The sequence below is a fragment of the Mycolicibacterium smegmatis genome, assembly GCF_001457595.1.
Lineage (GTDB): Bacteria > Actinomycetota > Actinomycetes > Mycobacteriales > Mycobacteriaceae > Mycobacterium > Mycobacterium smegmatis.
The window spans coordinates 5,199,881-5,220,344 of sequence record NZ_LN831039.1 but is presented as its reverse complement, the minus strand read 5'-3'; the positions used below and the strand labels follow the sequence as shown (position 1 = coordinate 5,220,344).

Here is a 20,464-nt window from a genome sequence, read left to right as displayed (position 1 = left end):
CGCGGTCAACGTCAGTTGGCGTGCAGGGCCTCGTTGAGGGTGATGCCCGTACCGTCGCGCTTGACCACCTCGACCGCACCCGACAGCGAGTTGCGACGGAACAGCAGGTTGCTCGCGCCGGACAGCTCGATGGCCTTGGTGACCTGTCCGTCGGCAGTGGTGACCTTGGTACCGCCGGTCACGTAAAGGCCCGCCTCGACGACGCAGTCGTCGCCCAGTGAGATGCCCAGACCCGAGTTGGCGCCCAGCAGGCAACGCTTGCCGACCTTGATGACCTCTTTGCCGCCACCCGAGAGCGTGCCCATGATCGACGCGCCGCCGCCGATGTCGGACCCGTCGTCGACCACGACACCGGCCGAGATGCGGCCTTCGACCATCGAGGTGCCGAGTGTGCCGGCGTTGAAGTTGACGAAGCCCTCGTGCATGACGGTGGTGCCGGAGGCCAGGTGGGCGCCGAGCCGCACGCGGTCGGCGTCGGCGATGCGCACACCTGACGGCGTCACGTAGTCGACCATGCGGGGGAACTTGTCGATGCCGTACACCGCGACGGCGCCGCGCTTACGCAGCCGGGCACGCGTGGTCTCGAAGCCCTCGACCGCGCAGGGGCCGAAGTTGGTCCACACCACATTGCTCAGCAGGCCGAAGATGCCATCGAGGTTGGCCTCGTGCGGCTTGGTCAGGCGGTGTGAGAGCAGGTGCAACCGCAGCCACACGTCGTGCGTGTCGGCCGGCTTGTCGTTGAGGTCGGCGATGGTGGTGCGCACGGCCACGACCTCGACGTCGCGGTCCTCGTCCTTGCCGGTGAGGGCAGCCAGGTCGGCGGGCACGTCGTCCCCGGTCAGCCGGGCGGTGCCCGCGGGGCCGGATGCGCTCAGCTCGGGAGCGGGAAACCAGGTGTCCAGAACGGTTCCGTCGGCGGTGATGGTGGCCAGGCCGATGCCAGATGCTGCAGTCACGTTGGCCTAGGTTACTGGACTACCGTTTATGCCCATGGGGCTAGACCTGAGCGCTGATCCGATCGCATTGACCGCCGCGCTGGTGGACATCCCCAGTGTGTCGCGCGACGAACGCCGCATCGCCGACGAGATCGAGGCCGCGTTGCGCGCCCAGGCGCCGCACTTCGAGGTGATCCGCAATGGCGACGCCGTGCTGGCCCGCACCAACCTGGGCCGGCCGTCGCGCGTGATGCTCGCGGGTCACATCGATACCGTGCCCATCGCCGACAACCTGCCCAGCCGGATCGTCGACGGCGAGATGTACGGCTGCGGCACCTCCGACATGAAGGCGGGCGACGCGGTGTTCTTGCACCTGGCCGCCACGATCACCGAGCCCACGCACGACATCACGCTGGTGATGTACGACTGCGAGGAGATCGAATCGAGCGCCAACGGCCTGGGGCGCATCGAACGGGAGCTGCGCGACTGGCTCACCGCTGACGTCGCGATCCTCGGCGAACCGTCGGGTGGCTACATCGAAGCGGGCTGCCAGGGCACCATCCGCGTCGTGATCTCCGCGAAGGGCACACGCGCCCACTCGGCCCGTTCGTGGTTGGGGGACAACGCGATTCACAAACTCGCACCTGTGCTCGACCGGCTGGCGTCGTATCAGGCGCGCTCGGTTGACATCGACGGCTGTGTCTACCGCGAGGGGCTGTCCGCGGTGCGTATCGACGGTGGCATCGCGGGCAACGTGATTCCCGACGCGGCATCGGTCACCGTCAACTTCCGGTTCGCGCCGGATCGCGACGTCGACCAGGCCGTTGCGCACGTCCACGAGGTGTTCGACGGACTCGACGTCACGCTCGAGCTGACCGACGCCGCCGCCGGTGCGCTGCCGGGCCTCACGCAACCCGCGGCCGCGGCGCTCGTGGCCGCCGCAGGCGGGCAGGTGCGCGCCAAGTACGGCTGGACCGACGTCGCGAGGTTCGCCGCGCTCGGCATCCCGGCCGTGAACTACGGGCCGGGCGACCCGAATCTCGCCCACCGTGTCGACGAACGCGTCCAGGTCGCGGCCATCACCGCCGCAGCCGACATGCTGCGCACGTATCTGACGACCTGAAAATCGGTTGCGCCCCTCACTAGCATGGGAACCGTGCTGGGAATTTGACGATGCCGCCGGGTCAGCCCGGAAGTCCTTCTCGTCGTCTGGAGTTCCCGCATGTCTGTTGTCTGTTCGAATCTGTCTTTCTCCTGGCCCGATGACACCGTCTTGTTCTCGGACCTGTCCTTCTCCGTCGGCCCCGGTCGCACGGGCCTCGTCGCGCCCAACGGCGCGGGCAAGAGCACGCTGCTCAAGCTGATCGCCGGTGAGTACCGTCCCACGGCGGGGTCGGTCTCCGTCGACGGGACGGTGGGTTACCTGCCTCAGACGCTCCCGTTCACCGGTGACCTCACGGTGGCCGCGGTGCTGGGCATTGCGCCGGTGATCGACGCGCTCGCGGCGCTCGCCGCCGGTGAGGTTTCCGACGACGTCTTCACCACGATCGGCGACGACTGGGACATCGAGGAACGCTCGCGCGCCCAGTTGGACCGGCTCGGCCTGGACACCGTGGCGTTGGATCGTCGCCTCGACACGCTCTCGGGTGGGGAAGTGGTGTCCTTGGGCCTGGCCGCGCAACTGCTGAAGCGCCCTGAGGTCCTGATGCTCGACGAGCCCACCAACAACTTGGACAGTGCTGCCCGCCAACGCTTCTACGACGCCCTCGACGGATACTCGGGATGCCTGCTGGTGGTCAGCCACGACCGTGCACTGCTGGACCGCATGGATCAGATCGCCGAACTGTACCGCGGCGAGGTGGTCTTCTACGGCGGCAACTTCACGGCGTACCGGGAAACTGTCGAGGCGAACCAGCGGGCCGCCGAGAGCAGTATCCGCAACGCCGAGCAGCAGTTGAAGCGCGAGAAGCGGCAGATGCAGGAGGCCCGCGAGCGTGCAGCACGGCGATCGAGCGCGGCCGCGCGCAACCTCAAGGACGCGGGGCTCCCGAAAATCGTTGCAGGCAAGCTCAAACGGGATGCGCAGGAGTCGGCCGCGAAGTCCGACGATGTGCACGCCAAACGTGTCGACGCCGCGCGTGCGCGGTTGGAGGATGCCGAGCGCGCGCTGCGTGACGACAAGGTGATCGTGCTGGACCTGCCCGACACCGAGGTTCCCGCCGGCCGGACGTTGTTCACCGGTACCGGGTTGCAGATCAGCCGTGGTGGACGGAACCTGTTCGCCGACAACGGTATCGACGTGTCGATACGCGGGCCCGAGCGCATCGCGCTGACGGGCTCCAACGGTGCGGGCAAGTCGACGCTGCTGCGCATCATCGACGGCCAACTGAAACCTGACGGCGGCACGTGTCAGCAGGCCGACGGGCGCGTGGCGTATCTGTCGCAGCGTCTCGACCTGCTCGACCTCGACCGCAGCGTCGCGGAGAGTCTGGCCGCCTCAGCGCCGAGCCTCTCGCACACGCGGCGCATGCATCTGTTGGCGCAGTTCCTGTTCCGCGGCGACCGCATCCACCTTCCGGTGGGTGCGCTGTCCGGCGGGGAGCGTCTGCGGGCGACGCTTGCGTGCGTGCTGTTCGCCGAACCGGCCCCACAACTGCTGCTGCTCGACGAACCGACCAACAACCTCGACCTGGTGAGCGTGGGCCAACTCGAATCGGCGCTCAACGCCTACCGGGGCGCGTTCGTTGTCGTCAGCCATGACGAACGGTTCCTCGACACCATCGGCATCGAACGCCGATGGCACCTGGAGGACGGCAGGTTGCGGGTCACTGCGGCCGCGGGGTGAGGCTCAGGTGCTTCACCGAGGTCTCGTACCGGCTGCGTGCAGAATTGGGTTCAGCCACTTCGGTGTTTCCGCGGCTCTGACACGTTCATATACATAACGGCTCTTCAAGGGGGGACAGTGACCGAATTGCACTCACGAGAGTTCGCTCTCACGGACCGATACACCCTTGCCGACGGTGAGGTGTTCCTGACCGGTTTGCAGGCATTGGTCCGAATTCCCTTCGAACAGAGCCGCCGTGACTCCGCGGACGGGCAGCGGGTGGGCATCCTCATCAGCGGTTACGAGGGTTCACCGTTGGCGGGTTACGACCTCGAGCTCGGGCGGCAACGGGAATTGCTCGATTCGCACTCGGTCGTGTTCCAGCCCGGGCTGAACGAGGAGCTCGCCGCGAACGCGGTCCAGGGTTCCCAGCTCGCCTCGGCATCGCCGAGCTGTGAATACGACGGCGTCGTCGGCATCTGGTACGGCAAGGCACCCGGGCTGGATCGGGCCACCGACGCACTGCGCCACGCCAATCTCGGTGGTGCCGACGCCAAGGGTGGAGCACTGGTCCTCGTGGGTGACGACTCGATCGCCAAGTCGTCGACTGTGCCCAGCGGCTCCGAGGCCGCGATGGCCGAACTCGGGCTTCCCGTGCTCGTCCCGTCAGATCCGCAGGAAGTACTCGACTTCGGCCTGCACGGCATCGCCATGTCCCGGTTCAGCGGGCTGTGGGTAGGCATGAAACTCGCGACGAACGTCGTGGACGGGTCGGCCACCGTTCGTTTCGACCGCAGCCGGGTCACGGTGCAGAGTCCCGACCGCGAGATCGACGGCGCCGAATTCCGCCACACCGTCTCGGCGCACTTCGTGCAACCGACGCTCGGCAACCTCGAACGAAGCATGTTCGGTGAGCGGCTGGAACTCGCGCGTCGGTACGCGGCCGCCAACGATCTGAACAGAACCGTCGGCGACCCGGACGCCAAGCTCGGAATCATCACCGCGGGCACAGGTTTCCGGGACACCGTGCAGGCGCTGCAGCGTCTGGGCATCGCAGAGACCGATCTGGTCCACTCCGGCATCCGCATCCTCAAGCTCGGTGTCATCAACCCGCTGGACCAACGGCACGTCCAAGAGTTCAGTGAAGGGCTCGACGAAGTGGTCGTCGTCGAAGAGAAACGGGCGTTCATCGAGTTGGCCGTCAAAGACGCCTTGTACGGACGGGCCTCCGTTCCGCGGGTTCTGGGAAAACGCGACGAGCACGGCCGCGGGTTCCTGCGCGCCGACGCCGACCTGCCGCCCGAAATCCTCGCCGAGAAGCTCGGCCGGCGAATTCGAAAGGTGCTCCCCGCCAACCAGATCGAGAGCGTGTCATCGGTCGAGAGAACACCCGCGGGGCGTATCGAACTGCCGCTGCTGACACGGACGCCGTACTTCTGCTCCGGCTGCCCACACAACCGGTCCACGGTCGTTCCCGACGGGTCCCTTGTGGGCGCCGGAATCGGTTGTCACGCAATCGCGACCATGATGCCGCATGAGCGGGTGGGGGAGATCGTGAGTCTCTGCCAGATGGGCGGCGAGGGTGCCCCGTGGATCGGCATGGCGCCGTTCGTGTCCGAGAATCACCTGTTCCAGAATCTCGGTGACGGCACATTCCATCATTCGGGCAGCCTGGCCATCCGGGCCGCCGTCGCATCCGGGGTGAACATCACCTACAAACTGCTCTACAACGACGCGGTCGCCATGACCGGTGGACAACGCGCCGTGGGCAAAATGTCGGTGCCGCAGATCGTTCAGGAGCTTCTGGCCGAAGGCGTCGCCCGCGTCGTCATCACCACCGACGATGTGAAGAAGTACCGCAAGGTGTCGCTGCCGGAAGGCGTCGCCGTTCTCGACAGGTCCGAGTTGATGGCGGTGCAGGAACAGTTGGCAGCGACCGCCGGGGTCACCGTGCTCATCCACGACCAGGAATGCGCGACCGAACTGCGCCGCAAACGCAAGCGCGGGCTCGCGCCCGAACCCGTCACTCGCGCGTTCATCAACGAACGCCTGTGTGAGGGCTGTGGTGACTGCGGACAGAAGTCGAACTGCATGTCCGTGCAGCCAGTCGACACCGAGTTCGGCCGCAAGACCAGGATCGATCAGGCCTCGTGCAACAAGGACTACTCCTGCCTGGACGGCGACTGCCCGTCGTTCGTCGCGGTCCGACCCGGGCGTACGGCATCGAGTGAAACTTCTGCCACGCGTCCCATCCCGGAGCCCACACCCATCGTCGGCACCGACGCATTCAACGTCCGCATCACCGGTGTCGGCGGCACCGGCGTGGTCACCACCTCTCAGATCGTCGCCACCGCAGGTACTTTGGCCGGGTTCCACGTCCGCGGACTCGACCAGCTCGGCCTCGCCCAGAAGGGCGGTGCCGTGGTGTCAGATCTCAAGTTCTCGACACGCCCCATCACCGGTACCAACAAACTCGCAGCCGACGAGTGCGATCTGTATCTGGGATGCGATCTTCTTGTTGCAGCTGACGCCAAGAGCCTTGCCGTCGCGTCGAATTCGCGTACCGTCGCGGTGATCTCGACATCCCAGGTGCCGACGGGTTCGATGATCCTGAAGCCGTCGACCGCGTTCCCCTCGGCCGCCGAGGTCCGCGAGCGGCTGGATCCGTCCACCAGGGCGCACGATTCGCTGTACGCCGACGTTCGTGCACTCGCACACCGGGAGTTCGGATCCGACCAGTTGGCCAACATGATTCTGGTGGGTATGGCCGTGCAGGTTGGATCACTGCCCATCCCGCTGTCGGCGCTCGAAAAAGCGGTCGAACTCAACGGGGTGGCGGTTTCGGCGAACCTCAGGGCGCTTCACGTCGGCCGCGCGTACGTGCACGATCCGCAACCGGTCAACGCTCTGAAAGGGGTGTACACCAACCACGTCCGAGTGGCGCGGCGAGTGCGTCGCGCCGTCCACGAATTACGCGGCGTCGACGAGGGTTTCCGGGACCGCCTCGGCTTTCTGGCCGCCGACCTTGTCGCCTATCAGAACCAGTCCTATGCGCTACAGTTCGTGAACTTCGTCGCCGACACGGCCGAGCTGGAGCGCCACGCCGTCGGATCGGTCGGGCCGCTCACCGTCACAGCAGCGGAGTCGATGTACAAGTTGATGGCGTACAAGGACGAATACGAAACCGCGCGGCTGTTCCTCGATCCGGGCTTCGAACAGTCCGTCCGTGAAACCTTCGGCGATGACGCGTCTTTCGCGTACAAACTGCACCCGCCGATGCTCCGGGCGATGGGCCTGGACCACAAGCTGACCTTGGGGGCGTGGTTCAAGCCGGCGCTGTACGCCTTGCGGACGGCACGGCGTGTTCGGGGGACCCGACTGGACGTGTTCGGCTATGCCCACGTGCGTCAGGTCGAGCGGTCACTCGTCGACGACTACGCGAAGCTGACCCGCGAGGTGGTGCCGCGCGCCACGCAGGGCAACATCGATGCCATCCGCGAAATTCTCGGCCTCGCCCAGGAAGTGCGCGGATACGAGTCGATCAAGATGGCCAACGTCGAGAGCTACCGTCGCAAGGTCGCAGCCGCGTTGGACGCACTCTCCGCTACTGCGGCCGTGGGCTGATCGTCGGGATCTGCGTCGACACCGCGCCGACACCCGGCTGCTCCTCGGCCGGCACGCCGATGTCGGCGCGGGCGCCGACCTGCACGGCATCGGTCGTCTTGTCGCGCTCGTCGGTCTTGTCTTTGTCGGCGGCGTCGACCGGGGCACGCTCACCCTCGCCGCCACCCGCACCATCGGTCGCGGCGGTCTTGATGGCGTTCTCGGCCTCGGCGCCACCTGCGGCGGCCGTCGCCGCTTCCAACCCGCCCCCGGCGCCCTCGGTGGCGGACTGCACGATGCCCTGCACACCCTGGAAGATCTGCTGCGGCATCTGGCCGAGGCTCTGGGCCATGCCCTGGATGGGTTGCGTCAGCGACTGCGCCATCTGACCCGCCATCTGGCCGAATTGGCTCATCATCTGCGACGCGGCCTGGCCACCACTGCTCGCGGCCGAGGCCGCGCTGCCTGCGGCACTGCCACCGGCCGCCGACGACGCACCCGCGCCTTCCAGCTGCTCGGCCCGCTTCTTCAGGTCGTCGGCCGCGGCGACGTCGCCACGCTCGTAGGCCTGAGCAGCCTGGCGCAGCAAGTCGGAAATCTTCGACGACGCGGCCTGCGTCGCACCCATCGCGCCACCTCGGGCGGCATGTGCGGCGTCGAACGCGCTCTGCATCGGGAACCCGATGGTGCCGTGCGTGTTCATCACATCGGAGACGCCGGGAGTACCATTGAGCAGATTGCCGACACCCGAGCTGACCTCACCCAGCTGCTGCTGCCAGCTGTTCATGGCGCCGGTATTGGCGATCACCTGGTTCATCGGAGTCCCCTCGGGTCGTGCATGCCAGGTGCAATTTTACGGCTGGGTTGGGGGAGGGGTGTGCGGGAGTTTGATCGTGCTCAGCCGGGCTGGTCGGTGGGTGCATCTGGCTTTGCCGGCCAGCCTGGCGTCGCGGGAAGCACTGGGAAGGCAGACCGAGGGTACGGGCTTGTCGGGATGAAAGTCCGGGCTTCCGGAGGTTCTGGCGCCTGAGCAACACATTGTTCGACGTCTTTGGCGTGGTCCGGCCATTCAGCTGTAGCAAGGAATCCGCCCTGATGATTGGTCACCCTCCACCCACCAAATACATTCTCGAACGGCGCCCGAGACGGTCCTTCTTGTACTGGAAGATCGGCACTGTTCTCGGGAGCCTCTAAACCGATACGGATCGCGCTAATTCCTGCGTCCGGTCCGGTTCCACCGATGTTGGCTTCGAATCCCGCATCTGTCTTCTCGGCGCTCGAGTACGAATACACACAACCCACAACTGCGACGTCGCGACCTGACTGATCTATTCGCAGTATGTGATGGCGTGCCGTACCAATCCACGTCTTCGGACGATAAGGTTCTGGCCAGAGCTTCTCCGTGCCATCAGGCCCGTCGGCCTGATTGGAGTCGACGGCTTGTGCAAACCCCGGATACAGGTACTTGTCGTCGGTTGTCAGGTATGCGAGGTAGTAGGACTCCATATAAGCCCGCGCCGCAACTGCTGGACCAGTGGTCAAATCGATCCCCGGTTCGGCGGTCCACGTCACGGTGAAGTCATCCAACGACTCGGGCCAACCTGCAGGCGGTGATTCCGGCGGTTCGGCGCCTTCTGCCCTACACGCGGAGGCGGCAAGCAAACCCAGGAGGAAAAGCGCCAGCAGCCCTCTGCTAAGTCGTGGCATCACTGGTGTCGTTCCTCCTGGGGCGGGGTGTGTTGGATGTCTATATCTTGAGCGACATTGTTGTAGCGGTCCGCGTAGAACTGGTCAGGCCCCTTCGCATCGACTGCAACGCTTTGCTCGCCAACCTGTGCGTTGATGGTGCTGGCATAGACGTCGTCGTTCACACCTGGGGGCTGGACGACACGAGGACGTTCTGGATCGGTGTAGTCGACCCATCCTTCGGGGAGGGTCAAAGGATTGCCGGCGGCAAGCATCGCATCAAGGATCAGGTGGCTGGCACGTGTGGTCGACATTTCCGGAAGAGGTCGATCTACAGGCGGAGGAGCGTTATCGAACATTTCGTTGCTGAAGATCGAGCCGATCTGTGCAACCGTTGGGCCGGAAACGAAACCCACCCCGGGAATCACTGACGCCCCGGTGCTCACGGCTGTCACAGCGGCATCGAAGCCCGCCTTCTTCCATGCTGTCTGATCGACTCCCGCGTCATACCCGTTCTCTTTGAAGGCTTGGAACGCCTCGTGTGCTCCCACATCGACCAGACCTCGCATGGTTGCTGCCGCATAAAGATGCGCCTGGGCCGAAGGATCCTTAGGGTTCGTCGCGAAGCTAGTCTCTCTCTCCATCGCAATCTCGTATGCCCGCGCGTTGATCTCCGTTGCGGCGACGGGATCCGTATTTAACACTGCGAAGACCCCCTTTGCATTGGGCATCAATCCGTCCCGTCGGAGATCACCACCGTCGATCTCAAACTTGTCCGCGTCACCGATACCACCCATGTCGTCCACATAGGGGATTAGTCCATGCGCGTACCGCTGGACGAGTTCAGGGTTGAGCTGGCCTAACGTCTGGCCATTGATGTTCAATAGGTCAGGCTGAGGCGTCGGTTCCCCATGCGTATGAGCTCCAATGAATTCCGCGTATTTATCGGCTGTTTGGGCCGCGATCTCAGCCTCAGGTCCTGAACTGGCCTCATTGGTCCAGCTGAAAAGATAGCCAGCTGCCTTCCCGTTATCCGGCCAGTCGGTCGTGTTCACATCGCGTAGGAAATCGTCAACGTCGACACCATTCCTGCCCATCAAGTGGTCGTTGATGATCTGGTGGTCATCGTCGACTGCTTCGAACAAGCTCTGGACAGTTGATTCCCGACCGAGGATCTGGCCGCCTGGGATGTCGCGCGCATCCATGGCCTTGTCCGCAGCGACAATGAGCTGGCGGTCGAGCTCCGTGCCCGTCTGGAAACCCGGATTGCCGTCCTTGACGATCTCCGAGATGGCTTTGAGGTCTCCCTCATAACGGAGCTGGCCGATGCCGTCGCCGATCGGCCATGTGTCACCGGCATTCGTGAGTGCTTTCTGAACGCTGTCGGGCAGCTGAGATGCGGCTCCCTTCTTGTCGTCACCAGCGCCGGCGGAGTATTCGACATCGTCGTTACTCATCAACTGCCACGAGTCCGCGATGACGTTCTTGTGGTCACCGAGGCGCTGTTCGGCGGCTCTGAGATCCTCTACGCTCATTCCCTTCTGCTGACGCTGCATCTCGCTCAAATAAGCGTCCTGTTGGGGAGTCAACTCATCTCCCGGCTTGATCGAGCTGAGGACCTCGTCCACACGTTCCGCGGCGCCACCGTCACCCTCGGACAGCACCTGCTCGACGTCCATCCGAGCTTGGTCTTCTGTACTCGGCGCGTGCATCTCGGGGATGCCGTCGTCGTCCTTTTCCTCATTCCCAAGCATCTGAGCGTCGTCTTTTTTGTCGCCGGGCTTCTTCTCACTTTCCGGCCCGAACCGCATCGTGGTCTTGATGGTGTCGTACTCGCCGCGGAGCTTTTCGACGTTGCCTTTGATCCCCATCATGTCCGCAGTCGCGGACTTGACGATGTTGTCGACGCGGTTGATGCCTTCGCGGGCAATCGGGATGAGCTTGCGTTCGCGGTCTTGCTGGCTGGTGGCGGGCAGGGAATTGGCCATGCCTTCGACCCAGCTCTTGGCGTTGTCGAGGTTCGTGCGCCCGGCGGAGACGACGTTGGCGGCGTTCTTGACCTCGGCGGCCATCTTCTGGTCGAGGTCGGCGAGCTTCTGATAGACCTGCGCGTGCTCTTTGTTGGCTGCGGCGTAGGCGTTCGCGCCTGAGCCCTGCCAGCGGTCGTCGGGCGCGGCGGCCTCGACGCTGGCCTTCATCTGCGTGAGGCTGCGGCTCTGGTCGAACTGCGAACCATCGGTCGGCGCTCCCTGCCCGAAGGTTTCACGGGCCTTGTTCCACGTCGAATAGAACCCGTCAAGCGCACCCATCGCAGCGCCCCCTCCCAAACGCATACGGCACGATCAGTCTAAAGCGGGGCAAAAGCCGCGAAACGCGCGAATTCACCCACCCGCCTGACGCAGCGCATCGGCTGCGGCGGCGTGCATGCCGAGGTTGCGGTAGCGGGCAGCGACGTCGTTCAGCGCGGAAGCGTCGCCGGCGGTGAGCGCGGCGGCATGGGCCCGCGTGACGTCGGCGAACGTGCAGGTCAGGTCGATGCGGGCGAGTGCATCGGCCGCGCGGGTGTCGCCGAGCCGCACGGCGTCGTGAAGGGCGCGCAGCGCGACTGCGGACTGCCCGCCACGCTCGGCGGCTTTCGCGGCCTCGCGGGCCCCGGCAACGGCGGTGACGGGGTCTTTGCGGGCAAAGCAGGTCCAGGCTCGCGCGAGTGCGAGTTCGGGGGCGAACAGCATGGACTTGAGGCCGTGCCGGGATTCCGCGCGGGACAGCACCTTTCCGGCCTCGACGGGCATGCCGCGCTGACCGAGCGCCTGCGCCAACAACATCCACGCCAGCGGGCCCCACGAGTACCCGGTCGGCGCCAAAGTGGCTGTGGCCCTGCGTAACAACGCAACCGCCTCGTCGAGCTGTCCGCGGACGATGAGGACGTCGGCCAGCAGCACCTCGCCGATGGCGCGGCCGGGTTGCAGCAGCTGCGCGAAATCGGTGAGCTGGCGGGCCAGCACCTCGGCCTCGTCGAGAGACCCGCGAAGCAGCCGCGACGTGGTCTGGCCGAATCCGCTGGTGAACCGCAGCAATCCGGGATGGCCCGCATCGATGGCGCGCTGGGCCAGCGCGTCGACGTCGTCGAACCGGCCGATGCGCGCCGAACTGAGCGCGGCGGTCGACGCGGCCCAACCGACGGCGGTGTCGTCGGCGTCGGGAGACTCCAGCACCTGGTGTGCGAGTTCCAGTGCGCGCGACGGGGTTCCAGAGTTCATGGTGAACGTCGCGAGCAGGGCGTCGAGGGTGACCTGGGCGTGTGCGGTCTGCACGCGGTTGCGCGTGGTGCGCAGGAAGGCCACCGCACGCTCGGGCTCCGAACGCATCCAGAACTGGTTGGCCGCGCGCGGCAGCGCCCACGCCATCAGCGAGGCCTCGTCCAGCGTCGCGGGATCGACCTCGGCGAGCACGTCCTCGGCCTCGCGTCCGTGACCCTGCCAGCCCAGCGCATAGGCCAGCGTCAGCCGTGCCTGGAACCCGCCGTCGACCTGCAGTGCGGCGCGGCCCAGTCGCTCGCTGAGTTCGAGGTCGCCGAGTCGCAGCGCCTCCGCGGCCGCGGTGACGACGTCCTCGGTGGGCACCGCCACGTCGGAGTCCAGCGCGAGCACGGCGTGGCGCAACCGGTCCACCACACCACGTCGCGGAGTCTTGGCCATCTGTTCGACGACGGCCGTGCGCAGGCGCCGGAGACCGGGGCCGCCGACGTTGGCGCGAACGGCGTTGAGGAACAGCACATGACGGCAGTGCACCATGGGCTGCTCGGCGTCCTCGTCGAGGACCACCGCACCGGCCTCGCACGCCTGGGCCACGGTGTCGGCCGAGGTCAGCGCTGTCACGTCGGTCAGCGGCAGCGGATCCTGCACCGCGAGATACTGCAGCGTCTGGATCGCCGCGGGCGGAAGATCGGCGATGTAGGCCGCCACCTGATCGGCCAGGCGCGCACTGTCGTAACCCGGGGGTGACACCTCGACGCGGGCCAGCAGGCCCTCATCCCACAGCGCCGAGACCTCTTCTGGCACAGCGCGGTCCACGGTCGCTGTGGCGATCAGCTTGGCCGCGCCGCTCTCGGTGAGCTGGTACACGAGCGCCGCCGACAACCGATCGAGCAGATGCGCGTCGTCGACCACGAGAAGAAGCTCGGAACCCAGGGACTCGCGCGCCGCGCGCATCACGTCGGCGGTGCGACCCGAGGGCGACACGTCGATCAGGTTCGCGACGGCCCCGAACGGGACGGCGGCGTTGGACTCGGTGCCGGTCACCCGCACGATGCGGCGGAACTCCGGCCCGAGCCATTCCGCGGCACTGCGGGCCAGCGAGGTCTTGCCGACGCCTTCGGGGCCCATGAGCACCGCACCGCTGCGTTCGTGCAGGCCGGCCTCAACGCCGTCGAGTGCGCGGTCATGAGGAGCGATCACCCAGTCGACTGGCATGCCCCGAATGTAACGGGAACCGCAGCCCGTCAGCCGTAAATGGTTCGTTCGCTGTGGTCGCGCGCGTCTACGTTGGAGATGTGAAAGAAGGACAGGACCGCCAGTGGGCGGTGTGTGTGTACTGCGCGTCGGGACCGACGCATCCCGAACTGCTCGAGCTGGCAGCAGAGGTCGGCTCGTCGATCGCGGCGCGGGGGTGGACGCTGGTGTCCGGTGGCGGCAACGTGTCGGCGATGGGTGCCGTCGCGCAGGCCGCCCGCGCCAAGGGCGGCCACACGGTCGGTGTGATCCCCAAGGCGCTCGTGCATCGTGAGCTCGCCGACGTCGACGCGGCCGAACTCATCGTCACCGACACGATGCGCGAGCGGAAGCGCGAGATGGAGCACCGCTCGGACGCGTTCATCGCGCTGCCCGGCGGCATCGGCACTCTCGAAGAGTTCTTCGAGGCCTGGACTGCGGGCTATCTGGGCATGCACGACAAGCCGCTGATCCTGCTCGATCCGTTCGGCCACTACGACGGGCTCTTGACGTGGTTGCGGGGGCTGGTCCCGACGGGTTACGTCTCGCAACGGGCCATGGACAGCCTGGTGGTGGTCGACAACGTCGAGGCCGCGCTCGAGGCGTGCGCGCCCGAGTAGTCCGGCTGTAGTCCGGCCCGGAACCGGCGGTAACGCGAACCGGCGGCCGTGGTTAAGGTGTTGGCCACCGGCGTCCGAAAACTGTGGAGGGTACAGCGCGCATGACCGACCAGAAAGCCACCAGGAACTCCGTCGGCCTGCTCGACCTCGCGACGCGGCTACCGGGTTTCCTGATGGACGCGCCGGTCATCCTGCGCGGCGTCGCCACGGGTTTCACGGCCCGGCCCAGCGCCAAGACCTCGATCGGCAAGGTCTTCCAGGACCGTGCCGCGCAGTACGCCGACCGTGTTTTCATCAAGTTCGGTGACGAGCGCCTGACGTACAAGACGGCCAACGAGACGGTCAACCGCTACGCCGCGGTGCTCGCCGCCCGGGGTGTGGGCCACGGCGACGTCGTGGGGGTCATGCTGCGCAACTCGCCCGACGCGGTGCTGCTGATGCTCGCGATCGTCAAGTGCGGCGCGATCGCGGGGATGCTGAACTATCACCAGCGTGGCGATGTGCTCAAGCACAGCATCGGCCTGCTCAGTGCCACCGCGGTGGTGGCCGAACCGGACTTCGTCGACCACATCGTCGAAAGTGGCGCCGACACAACCGGTTTGATGACCGTCGAGGAGCTGCGGCGGCTCGCGACCACAGCCCCGACGACCAACCCGGCGAGCGCGTCGGCCGTACTGGCCAAGGACAAGGCGTTCTACATCTTCACCTCGGGCACCACGGGCCTGCCCAAGGCCAGCGTGATGACGCACTACCGGTGGCTGCGCGCGCTGGCCGGCTTCGGCGGTCTCGGGCTGCGTCTGCGCAGCAACGACACCCTGTACTGCTGCCTGCCGCTGTACCACAACAACGCGCTGACGGTCTCGGTCGGATCGGTGCTGAACTCGGGTGCGTCTCTGGCACTTGGCAAATCGTTCTCGGCCTCGAGGTTCTGGGACGAGGTCATCGACTACGGCGCCACCGCGTTCGTCTACATCGGCGAGATCTGCGGATACCTGCTCAACCAGCCGCCCAAGCCGACCGACCGCGCGCACAAGGTGCGCGTGATCGTCGGAAACGGGCTGCGGCCGGCCATCTGGGACGAGTTCATCGAGCGGTTCGGCATCTCCCGGGTCTGCGAGTTCTACGCCGCCAGTGAGGGCAACACGGCGTTCGTCAACGTGTTCAACGTGTCGAAGTCCACCGGCATCTGCCCGAGTCCGGTGGCGTTCGTCGAATACGACCCCGACACGGGTGAACCGGTGCGCGGCGCCGACGGCAAGCTGCGCAAGGTCAAGTCGGGGGAGCCCGGCCTGCTGCTGTCGAAGGTCAGTTCGTTCCAGCCGTTCGACGGCTACACCGACTCGTCGGCGACCGAGAAGAAGTTGGTGCGCAACGCATTCAAGGACGGCGACGTGTGGTTCAACACGGGCGACCTGATGCGTTCGCAGGGCTTCGGCCACGCGGCGTTCGCCGACCGGCTGGGCGACACGTTCCGCTGGAAGGGCGAGAACGTCGCGACCACCGAGGTGGAGGCCGCCGTCGCGAGCCACCACAAGATCGAGGAGTGCACGGTCTTCGGCGTCGAGGTCCCCGGCGCCGGGGGACGGGCGGGCATGGCCGCCGTCCAGCTCAAGGACGGCGAGGAGTTCGACGGCAAGGCGCTCGCCGACGCGTTCTACGGGCACCTGCCCGCCTACGCCGTACCGCTGTTCGTGCGCGTCGTACCCGAACTGGCGCACACCTCGACGTTCAAGAGCCAGAAGGTGGACCTGCGCAAACAGGGATACGGCCCGGACGTCACCGACCCGGTCTACGTGCTCGCCGGCCGCGACGAGGGCTACGTGCCGTTCTACGACGAGTACCCCGAGGAAGTCACGGCGGGTAAACGCCCCAAGAACTAGTCCAGGCACTATGGAGGCGTGTTCTCGACGTTCTGCGGTCGTCCGGTGGCGCACGACCGTGCCCTCATCATGGCGATCGTCAACCGGACACCCGATTCGTTCTACGACCGCGGCGCCACCTTCACCGACGAGGCAGCCAAGGCCGCCGCGCACCGTGTGATCGACGAAGGTGCCGACGTCATCGACGTCGGCGGCGTCAAGGCGGGCCCCGGCAGCAACGTCGACGCCGAAGAGGAGATCACGCGCGTCGTCCCGTTCATCGAGTGGCTGCGCAGCACCTTCCCCGACCGGTTGATCAGCGTCGACACGTGGCGCGCGGCCGTCGCCAAGCAGGCGTGCGCGGCGGGCGCGGACATCATCAACGACACCTGGGCCGGCGCCGACCCAGGTCTGGCCGAGGTGGCCGCCGAGTTCGGCGCGGGCCTGGTGTGCTCACACACGGGCGGCGCGACGCCGCGCACGCGGCCGTTCCGGGTGAACTACGGCATCAGCGAGCGCGGTGTGGTCGACGACGTGATCGCGGAGGTGACCGCTGCCGCCGAGCGGGCCGTGGCAACGGGTGTGCAGCGCGACCGGATCCTCATCGATCCGACCCATGATTTCGGCAAAAACACTTATCACGGTCTTAGTTTGTTGCGCCACGTAAAAGATCTTGTTAATACCGGATGGCCGGTCCTGATGGCGCTGAGCAACAAGGATTTTGTCGGGGAGACTCTCGGTGTGGACCTGACCGAACGCCTGGAAGGGACGCTCGCCGCAACAGCGCTTGCCGCCGCGGATGGAGCAGCCATGTTCCGGGTACACGAGGTGGGGCCCACTCGGCGCGTGCTCGAAATGGTCGCGTCGATTCAGGGAGTGCGGAAGCCCGCACGAACAGTGAGGGGACTGGCATGACAGCGATACCTCTGACCGTCGCAGATCTGGTTCAGGACGGGGTTGTGGGGCACCGTTGGCTGACCGACCACAGCTGGAACCGGCCGTCGTGGACGGTCGCCGACCTGGAGGCCGCGAAAGCCGGTCGCACCGTGTCGGTCGTGTTGCCCGCGCTCAACGAGGAAGAAACCGTCGGCTCGGTGGTGGAGACCATCAAACCGCTGCTCGGCGGCCTGGTCGACGAGCTGATCGTGCTCGATTCCGGTTCCACCGACGAGACCGAGATCCGCGCTGTCGCCGCGGGGGCCAAGGTGGTCAGCCGCGAGGCCGCGCTGCCCGAGGTGCCGCCGCAGCCCGGCAAGGGCGAGGTGTTGTGGCGCTCGCTGGCCGCCACGACGGGCGACATCATCGCGTTCGTCGACTCCGATCTGATCGACCCGGACCCGATGTTCGTCCCGAAGCTGCTGGGACCGCTGCTGACGTGCGACGGTGTGCACCTGGTCAAGGGTTTCTACCGCAGGCCGCTCAAGGTCAGCGGTGCCGAGGACGCCAACGGTGGCGGGCGCGTCACCGAACTCGTCGCCCGTCCGCTGTTGGCGTCGCTGCGTCCCGAACTCAACTGCGTGCTGCAGCCGCTGGGTGGCGAGTACGCGGGCACCCGCGAACTGCTCACGTCGGTGCCGTTCGCACCCGGCTACGGCGTCGAGATCGGCCTGCTGGTCGACACCTACGACCGGCTGGGCCTGGACGGCATCGCGCAGGTCAACCTGGGTGTGCGGGCCCATCGCAACCGGCCGCTGACCGAGTTGGCCTCGATGAGTCGCCAGGTCATCGCGACGCTGCTGTCGCGCTGCGGCATCTCCGACTCGGGCGTCGGGCTCACGCAGTTCTTCGCCGACGGCGACGACTTCACCCCTCGGGTGTCCTCGGTGTCCCTGGCCGACCGCCCGCCGATGACCACGCTGCGTCCGCGCTAGGTGCGTCCGCTGTCGGACACGTGAGGCAGTATCGGAAGCGTGACGTTGATACTGCTGTATCTCGTGGTGCTCGTTCTGGTCGCCACGGTGCTGTTCGCCCTGGGCAGCGTGATCTTCGGTCGCGGTGAGACGCTGCCCCCGCTGCCGCGGGGCACCACCGCGACGGTGTTGCCTGCCTCAGGGGTCACCGGCGCCGACGTCGAATCGGTGCGGTTCACGCAGTCGCTGCGCGGTTACAAGACCAGCGAGGTGGACTGGGTGCTGGAGCGCCTTGGCTATGAACTCGACTCACTGCGCGGGGAACTCGCCGCGCTGCGGGTCGCCTACGGCGTCCCGGAGGACACCCCGGAAGACATCGAGGACGACGACGTCGAGGTCTCGGCCACCGCGGGGCAGCTGCGCGGGGAGGAAGGCACGTCGTGACCGACGGACGTGTCCGGTGCGGCTGGGCGACCCCAGGCTCCGACGGGTCGACGCTCTATCTCGACTACCACGACACCGAATGGGGCCGGCCGCTGCGCGACGGCGATGCGCTGTTCGAGCGCGTGAGCCTCGAGGCGTTCCAGAGCGGGCTGAGCTGGCTGACCATCCTGCGCAAGCGCGAGAACTTCCGGCGCGCGTTCCACGGCTTCGATCCCGAGCGGGTGGCCCGCTACACGGAGAAAGACATCGAGCGGCTCATGGGCGATGCGGGGATCGTGCGCAACCGCGCCAAGATCGAGGCCACGATCGCCAATGCCAGGGCCGTCGAGGAGCTCGATGTGGACTTCGGGGAGCTGCTGTGGTCGTTCGCGCCGCCGGCGCGTCCACGGCCCGCCGACATGTCGCAGGTGCCCGCGGTGACGCCGGAATCCACCGCGATGGCCAAGGAACTCAAGCGTCGCAGGTTCCGGTTCGTCGGGCCGACGACGGCATATGCGTTGATGCAGGCCACCGGGATGGTCGACGATCACGTCGCGACATGCTGGGTTCCGCCGCTCGAACATCGTCAAGATCCGCGCCACGCGCAGGCCAAGGCAGGGTCTTCGCACACCCTGCGCCCCGGATAGGGAACAATAGGAGTAGTTCAGTAGCAGTTCAGTGCCGGGTGCCGTCAACGAGTGGGCGGCGTCGGCCCCGACCTGGCCCGCCGAGGCGGACCGGCTCAGTTGGAGGGAGCACTCGATGGCGGCGATGAAGCCCCGGACTGGCGACGGTCCACTGGAAGCAACCAAAGAGGGGCGAGGGATCGTGATGCGGGTACCGCTTGAGGGCGGAGGGCGCCTCGTCGTCGAGCTCACCCCGGACGAGGCAGCCGCCCTGGGCGACGAGCTCAAGGGCGTCACCAGCTAGACGAGATTCGGCGCGGTCACGCGTGCACTGCACGCGGGCCGCGCCGGATTCGGCTCAGGCAGACACCTTGCGGTAGATCTCCAACGTCTGCTCGGCGATGTGTGCCCACGAGAATTCGTCGATGCACCGCTCGCGGCCTGCGATGCCGTACTCGCGGGCTCTGTCCGGATCGGCCACCAGCGAGTTCACCGCTTCGGCCAGACGCGCCTCGTAGGCCTCGGTGTCGTTCGCGTCGTAGTGCACCAGAAGGCCGGTGCGCCCGTCGGCGACGACCTCGGGGATGCCCCCGACGTCGGAGGCCACCACGGCCGTGGCGCACGCCATCGCTTCCAGGTTCACGATGCCCAGTGGTTCGTACACCGACGGGCATACGAAAACAGTTGCTGCCGAGAGAATCTCCCGGATCTTGTGCGTCGGCAGCATCTCGCGCACCCAGAACACCCCGGTGCGCGCCTGCGCGAGCTGCTGCACCGCTGACGACACCTCCTCGGCGATCTGCGGCGTGTCCGGGGCGCCCGCGCACAACACCAGCTGCACCTCGGGCGCGAACCGGTGCGCGGCGGCCACCAGGTGCGCGACACCCTTCTGGCGCGTGATGCGTCCGACGAACGCGACGATCGGCCGGTTGAGGTCCACCCCGAGTTCGGCGAGCACCGACTCGTCGGGAGTGGGCTCCGCGGGATACCAGACGGTGGTGTCGATGCCGTTGCGCACCACGTGCACCCGGTCGGGATCCAGCGCGGGGTACGTGCGCAGCACGTCGTCGCGCATGCCCGAGCTCACCGCGATGACCGCGTCGGCGGCCTCGACGGCCGTGTGCTCGACCCACGAGGACACGCGGTAACCGCCGCCCAACTGTTCGGCCTTCCACGGCCGCAAGGGCTCAAGCGAGTGCGCCGTGAGCACGTGCGGGACGCCGTACAGCAGCGACGCGAGATGGCCCGCCAGGCCGGTGTACCAGGTGTGGGAATGCACCACGGTCGCCGCCTCGGCGTTGTTCACCATGTTCAGGTCCGCCGACAACGTTGTCAGCGCGGCATTGGCGCCGCGCAGCGCCGGGTCTGGATGCGCCACGTATGCCCCGTCGCGCGGGGCGCCCATGCAGTGCACGTCGACGTCGCACAATTTTCGGAGTTGAGCGACCAGCTCGGTCACGTGAACGCCTGCTCCGCCGTACACCTCGGGTGGATACTCCCGAGTCATCATGGCCACCCGCATATCTGGAACGGTAATGGTGAGCGGGC

General features: G+C 66.6%; 16 protein-coding genes. 10 read left to right on the top strand and 6 right to left on the bottom strand.

Annotated features, from left to right (window positions below; translation table 11 throughout):
• Nucleotides 1–11: 11 nt before the first annotated feature.
• Complete coding sequence (dapD, locus tag AT701_RS24965) at nucleotides 12–956, bottom strand: 2,3,4,5-tetrahydropyridine-2,6-dicarboxylate N-succinyltransferase (protein ID WP_011730317.1); 945 nt, start codon at nucleotides 954–956, stop codon at nucleotides 12–14.
• 34 nt (nucleotides 957–990) lie between these two features.
• Between dapD and dapE the strand changes: the two genes are divergently transcribed.
• From dapE to AT701_RS24950, 3 genes are all read left to right on the top strand, one after another.
• The gene (gene dapE, locus AT701_RS24960; RefSeq protein ID WP_011730316.1) at nucleotides 991–2,058 is read left to right on the top strand and encodes a succinyl-diaminopimelate desuccinylase; all 1,068 of its coding nucleotides are present in this window, start codon (nucleotides 991–993) and stop codon (nucleotides 2,056–2,058) included.
• A gap of 99 nt (nucleotides 2,059–2,157) precedes the next feature.
• Complete coding sequence (locus AT701_RS24955) at nucleotides 2,158–3,780, top strand: ABC-F family ATP-binding cassette domain-containing protein (RefSeq protein WP_058126805.1); 1,623 nt, start codon at nucleotides 2,158–2,160, stop codon at nucleotides 3,778–3,780.
• Between the two features lie 117 nt (nucleotides 3,781–3,897).
• The gene (locus tag AT701_RS24950) at nucleotides 3,898–7,383 is read left to right on the top strand and encodes an indolepyruvate ferredoxin oxidoreductase family protein (protein WP_058126804.1); all 3,486 of its coding nucleotides are present in this window, start codon (nucleotides 3,898–3,900) and stop codon (nucleotides 7,381–7,383) included.
• On the opposite strand, the gene AT701_RS24945 is transcribed toward AT701_RS24950, so the two are convergent.
• From AT701_RS24945 to AT701_RS24930, 4 genes are all read right to left on the bottom strand, one after another.
• On the bottom strand, nucleotides 7,364–8,179 hold the full coding sequence (locus AT701_RS24945; protein WP_058126803.1) for an ESX-1 secretion-associated protein: 816 nt from the start codon (nucleotides 8,177–8,179) through the stop codon (nucleotides 7,364–7,366). The genes AT701_RS24950 and AT701_RS24945 overlap by 20 nt on opposite strands.
• 80 nt (nucleotides 8,180–8,259) lie before the next feature.
• Nucleotides 8,260–8,949 carry a hypothetical protein gene (locus AT701_RS24940; protein ID WP_223495748.1) on the bottom strand — a complete coding sequence of 230 codons (690 nt, stop codon included), beginning with the start codon at nucleotides 8,947–8,949 and terminating at the stop codon, nucleotides 8,260–8,262.
• A 119-nt stretch (nucleotides 8,950–9,068) separates the two neighbouring features.
• Nucleotides 9,069–11,357 (bottom strand): TPR repeat domain-containing protein, encoded by a 2,289-nt coding sequence (locus tag AT701_RS24935; RefSeq protein ID WP_081319577.1) that lies wholly within the window; start codon nucleotides 11,355–11,357, stop codon nucleotides 9,069–9,071.
• A gap of 72 nt (nucleotides 11,358–11,429) precedes the next feature.
• Nucleotides 11,430–13,520 carry an ATP-binding protein gene (locus tag AT701_RS24930; protein ID WP_058126801.1) on the bottom strand — a complete coding sequence of 697 codons (2,091 nt, stop codon included), beginning with the start codon at nucleotides 13,518–13,520 and terminating at the stop codon, nucleotides 11,430–11,432.
• 80 nt (nucleotides 13,521–13,600) lie between these two features.
• Here AT701_RS24930 and log point away from each other — a divergent pair, with 80 nt between their 5' ends.
• The 7 genes from log (at nucleotide 13,601) to AT701_RS24895 (ending at nucleotide 19,220) form a co-directional block, all read left to right on the top strand.
• Nucleotides 13,601–14,158, top strand: coding sequence for a cytokinin riboside 5'-monophosphate phosphoribohydrolase (gene log, locus AT701_RS24925; RefSeq protein WP_029104278.1), 558 nt, complete (start codon nucleotides 13,601–13,603; stop codon nucleotides 14,156–14,158).
• A 101-nt stretch (nucleotides 14,159–14,259) separates the two neighbouring features.
• Nucleotides 14,260–16,038: a long-chain-acyl-CoA synthetase FadD6 gene (fadD6, locus tag AT701_RS24920; RefSeq protein WP_011730303.1), complete on the top strand. Its 1,779-nt coding sequence runs from the start codon at nucleotides 14,260–14,262 to the stop codon at nucleotides 16,036–16,038.
• 18 nt (nucleotides 16,039–16,056) lie between these two features.
• On the top strand, nucleotides 16,057–16,932 hold the full coding sequence (folP, locus tag AT701_RS24915) for a dihydropteroate synthase (RefSeq protein WP_058126800.1): 876 nt from the start codon (nucleotides 16,057–16,059) through the stop codon (nucleotides 16,930–16,932).
• Between the two features lie 44 nt (nucleotides 16,933–16,976).
• Complete coding sequence (locus AT701_RS24910) at nucleotides 16,977–17,888, top strand: glucosyl-3-phosphoglycerate synthase (protein ID WP_003896491.1); 912 nt, start codon at nucleotides 16,977–16,979, stop codon at nucleotides 17,886–17,888.
• Between the two features lie 39 nt (nucleotides 17,889–17,927).
• Entirely contained in the window at nucleotides 17,928–18,311 is a 384-nt protein-coding gene (locus AT701_RS24905) for a DivIVA domain-containing protein (protein WP_058126799.1), read from the top strand.
• A complete protein-coding gene (gene tag, locus AT701_RS24900; protein WP_058126798.1) occupies nucleotides 18,308–18,937 on the top strand; it encodes a DNA-3-methyladenine glycosylase in 630 nt (209 codons plus the stop codon). Before AT701_RS24905 ends, tag begins: the two co-directional genes overlap by 4 nt.
• A gap of 115 nt (nucleotides 18,938–19,052) precedes the next feature.
• On the top strand, nucleotides 19,053–19,220 hold the full coding sequence (locus AT701_RS24895) for a DUF3117 domain-containing protein (RefSeq protein ID WP_003406247.1): 168 nt from the start codon (nucleotides 19,053–19,055) through the stop codon (nucleotides 19,218–19,220).
• Between the two features lie 54 nt (nucleotides 19,221–19,274).
• On the opposite strand, the gene glgA is transcribed toward AT701_RS24895, so the two are convergent.
• Complete coding sequence (gene glgA, locus AT701_RS24890; protein ID WP_058126797.1) at nucleotides 19,275–20,438, bottom strand: glycogen synthase; 1,164 nt, start codon at nucleotides 20,436–20,438, stop codon at nucleotides 19,275–19,277.
• Between the last annotated feature and the right edge of the window lie 26 nt (nucleotides 20,439–20,464).

Excerpts from the sequence above, each read along its gene's own strand:
- dapE (WP_011730316.1), top strand. The coding sequence starts at position 991 with ATGGGGCTAGACCTGAGCGCTGATCCGATCGCATTGACCGCCGCGCTG.
- AT701_RS24935 (WP_081319577.1), bottom strand. The coding sequence starts at position 11,357 with ATGGGTGCGCTTGACGGGTTCTATTCGACGTGGAACAAGGCCCGTGAA.
- glgA (WP_058126797.1), bottom strand. The coding sequence starts at position 20,438 with ATGCGGGTGGCCATGATGACTCGGGAGTATCCACCCGAGGTGTACGGC.
- AT701_RS24945 (WP_058126803.1), bottom strand. The coding sequence starts at position 8,179 with ATGAACCAGGTGATCGCCAATACCGGCGCCATGAACAGCTGGCAGCAG.
- AT701_RS24895 (WP_003406247.1), top strand. The coding sequence starts at position 19,053 with ATGGCGGCGATGAAGCCCCGGACTGGCGACGGTCCACTGGAAGCAACC.
- AT701_RS24955 (WP_058126805.1), top strand. The coding sequence starts at position 2,158 with ATGTCTGTTGTCTGTTCGAATCTGTCTTTCTCCTGGCCCGATGACACC.
- AT701_RS24930 (WP_058126801.1), bottom strand. The coding sequence starts at position 13,520 with ATGCCAGTCGACTGGGTGATCGCTCCTCATGACCGCGCACTCGACGGC.
- fadD6 (WP_011730303.1), top strand. The coding sequence starts at position 14,260 with ATGACCGACCAGAAAGCCACCAGGAACTCCGTCGGCCTGCTCGACCTC.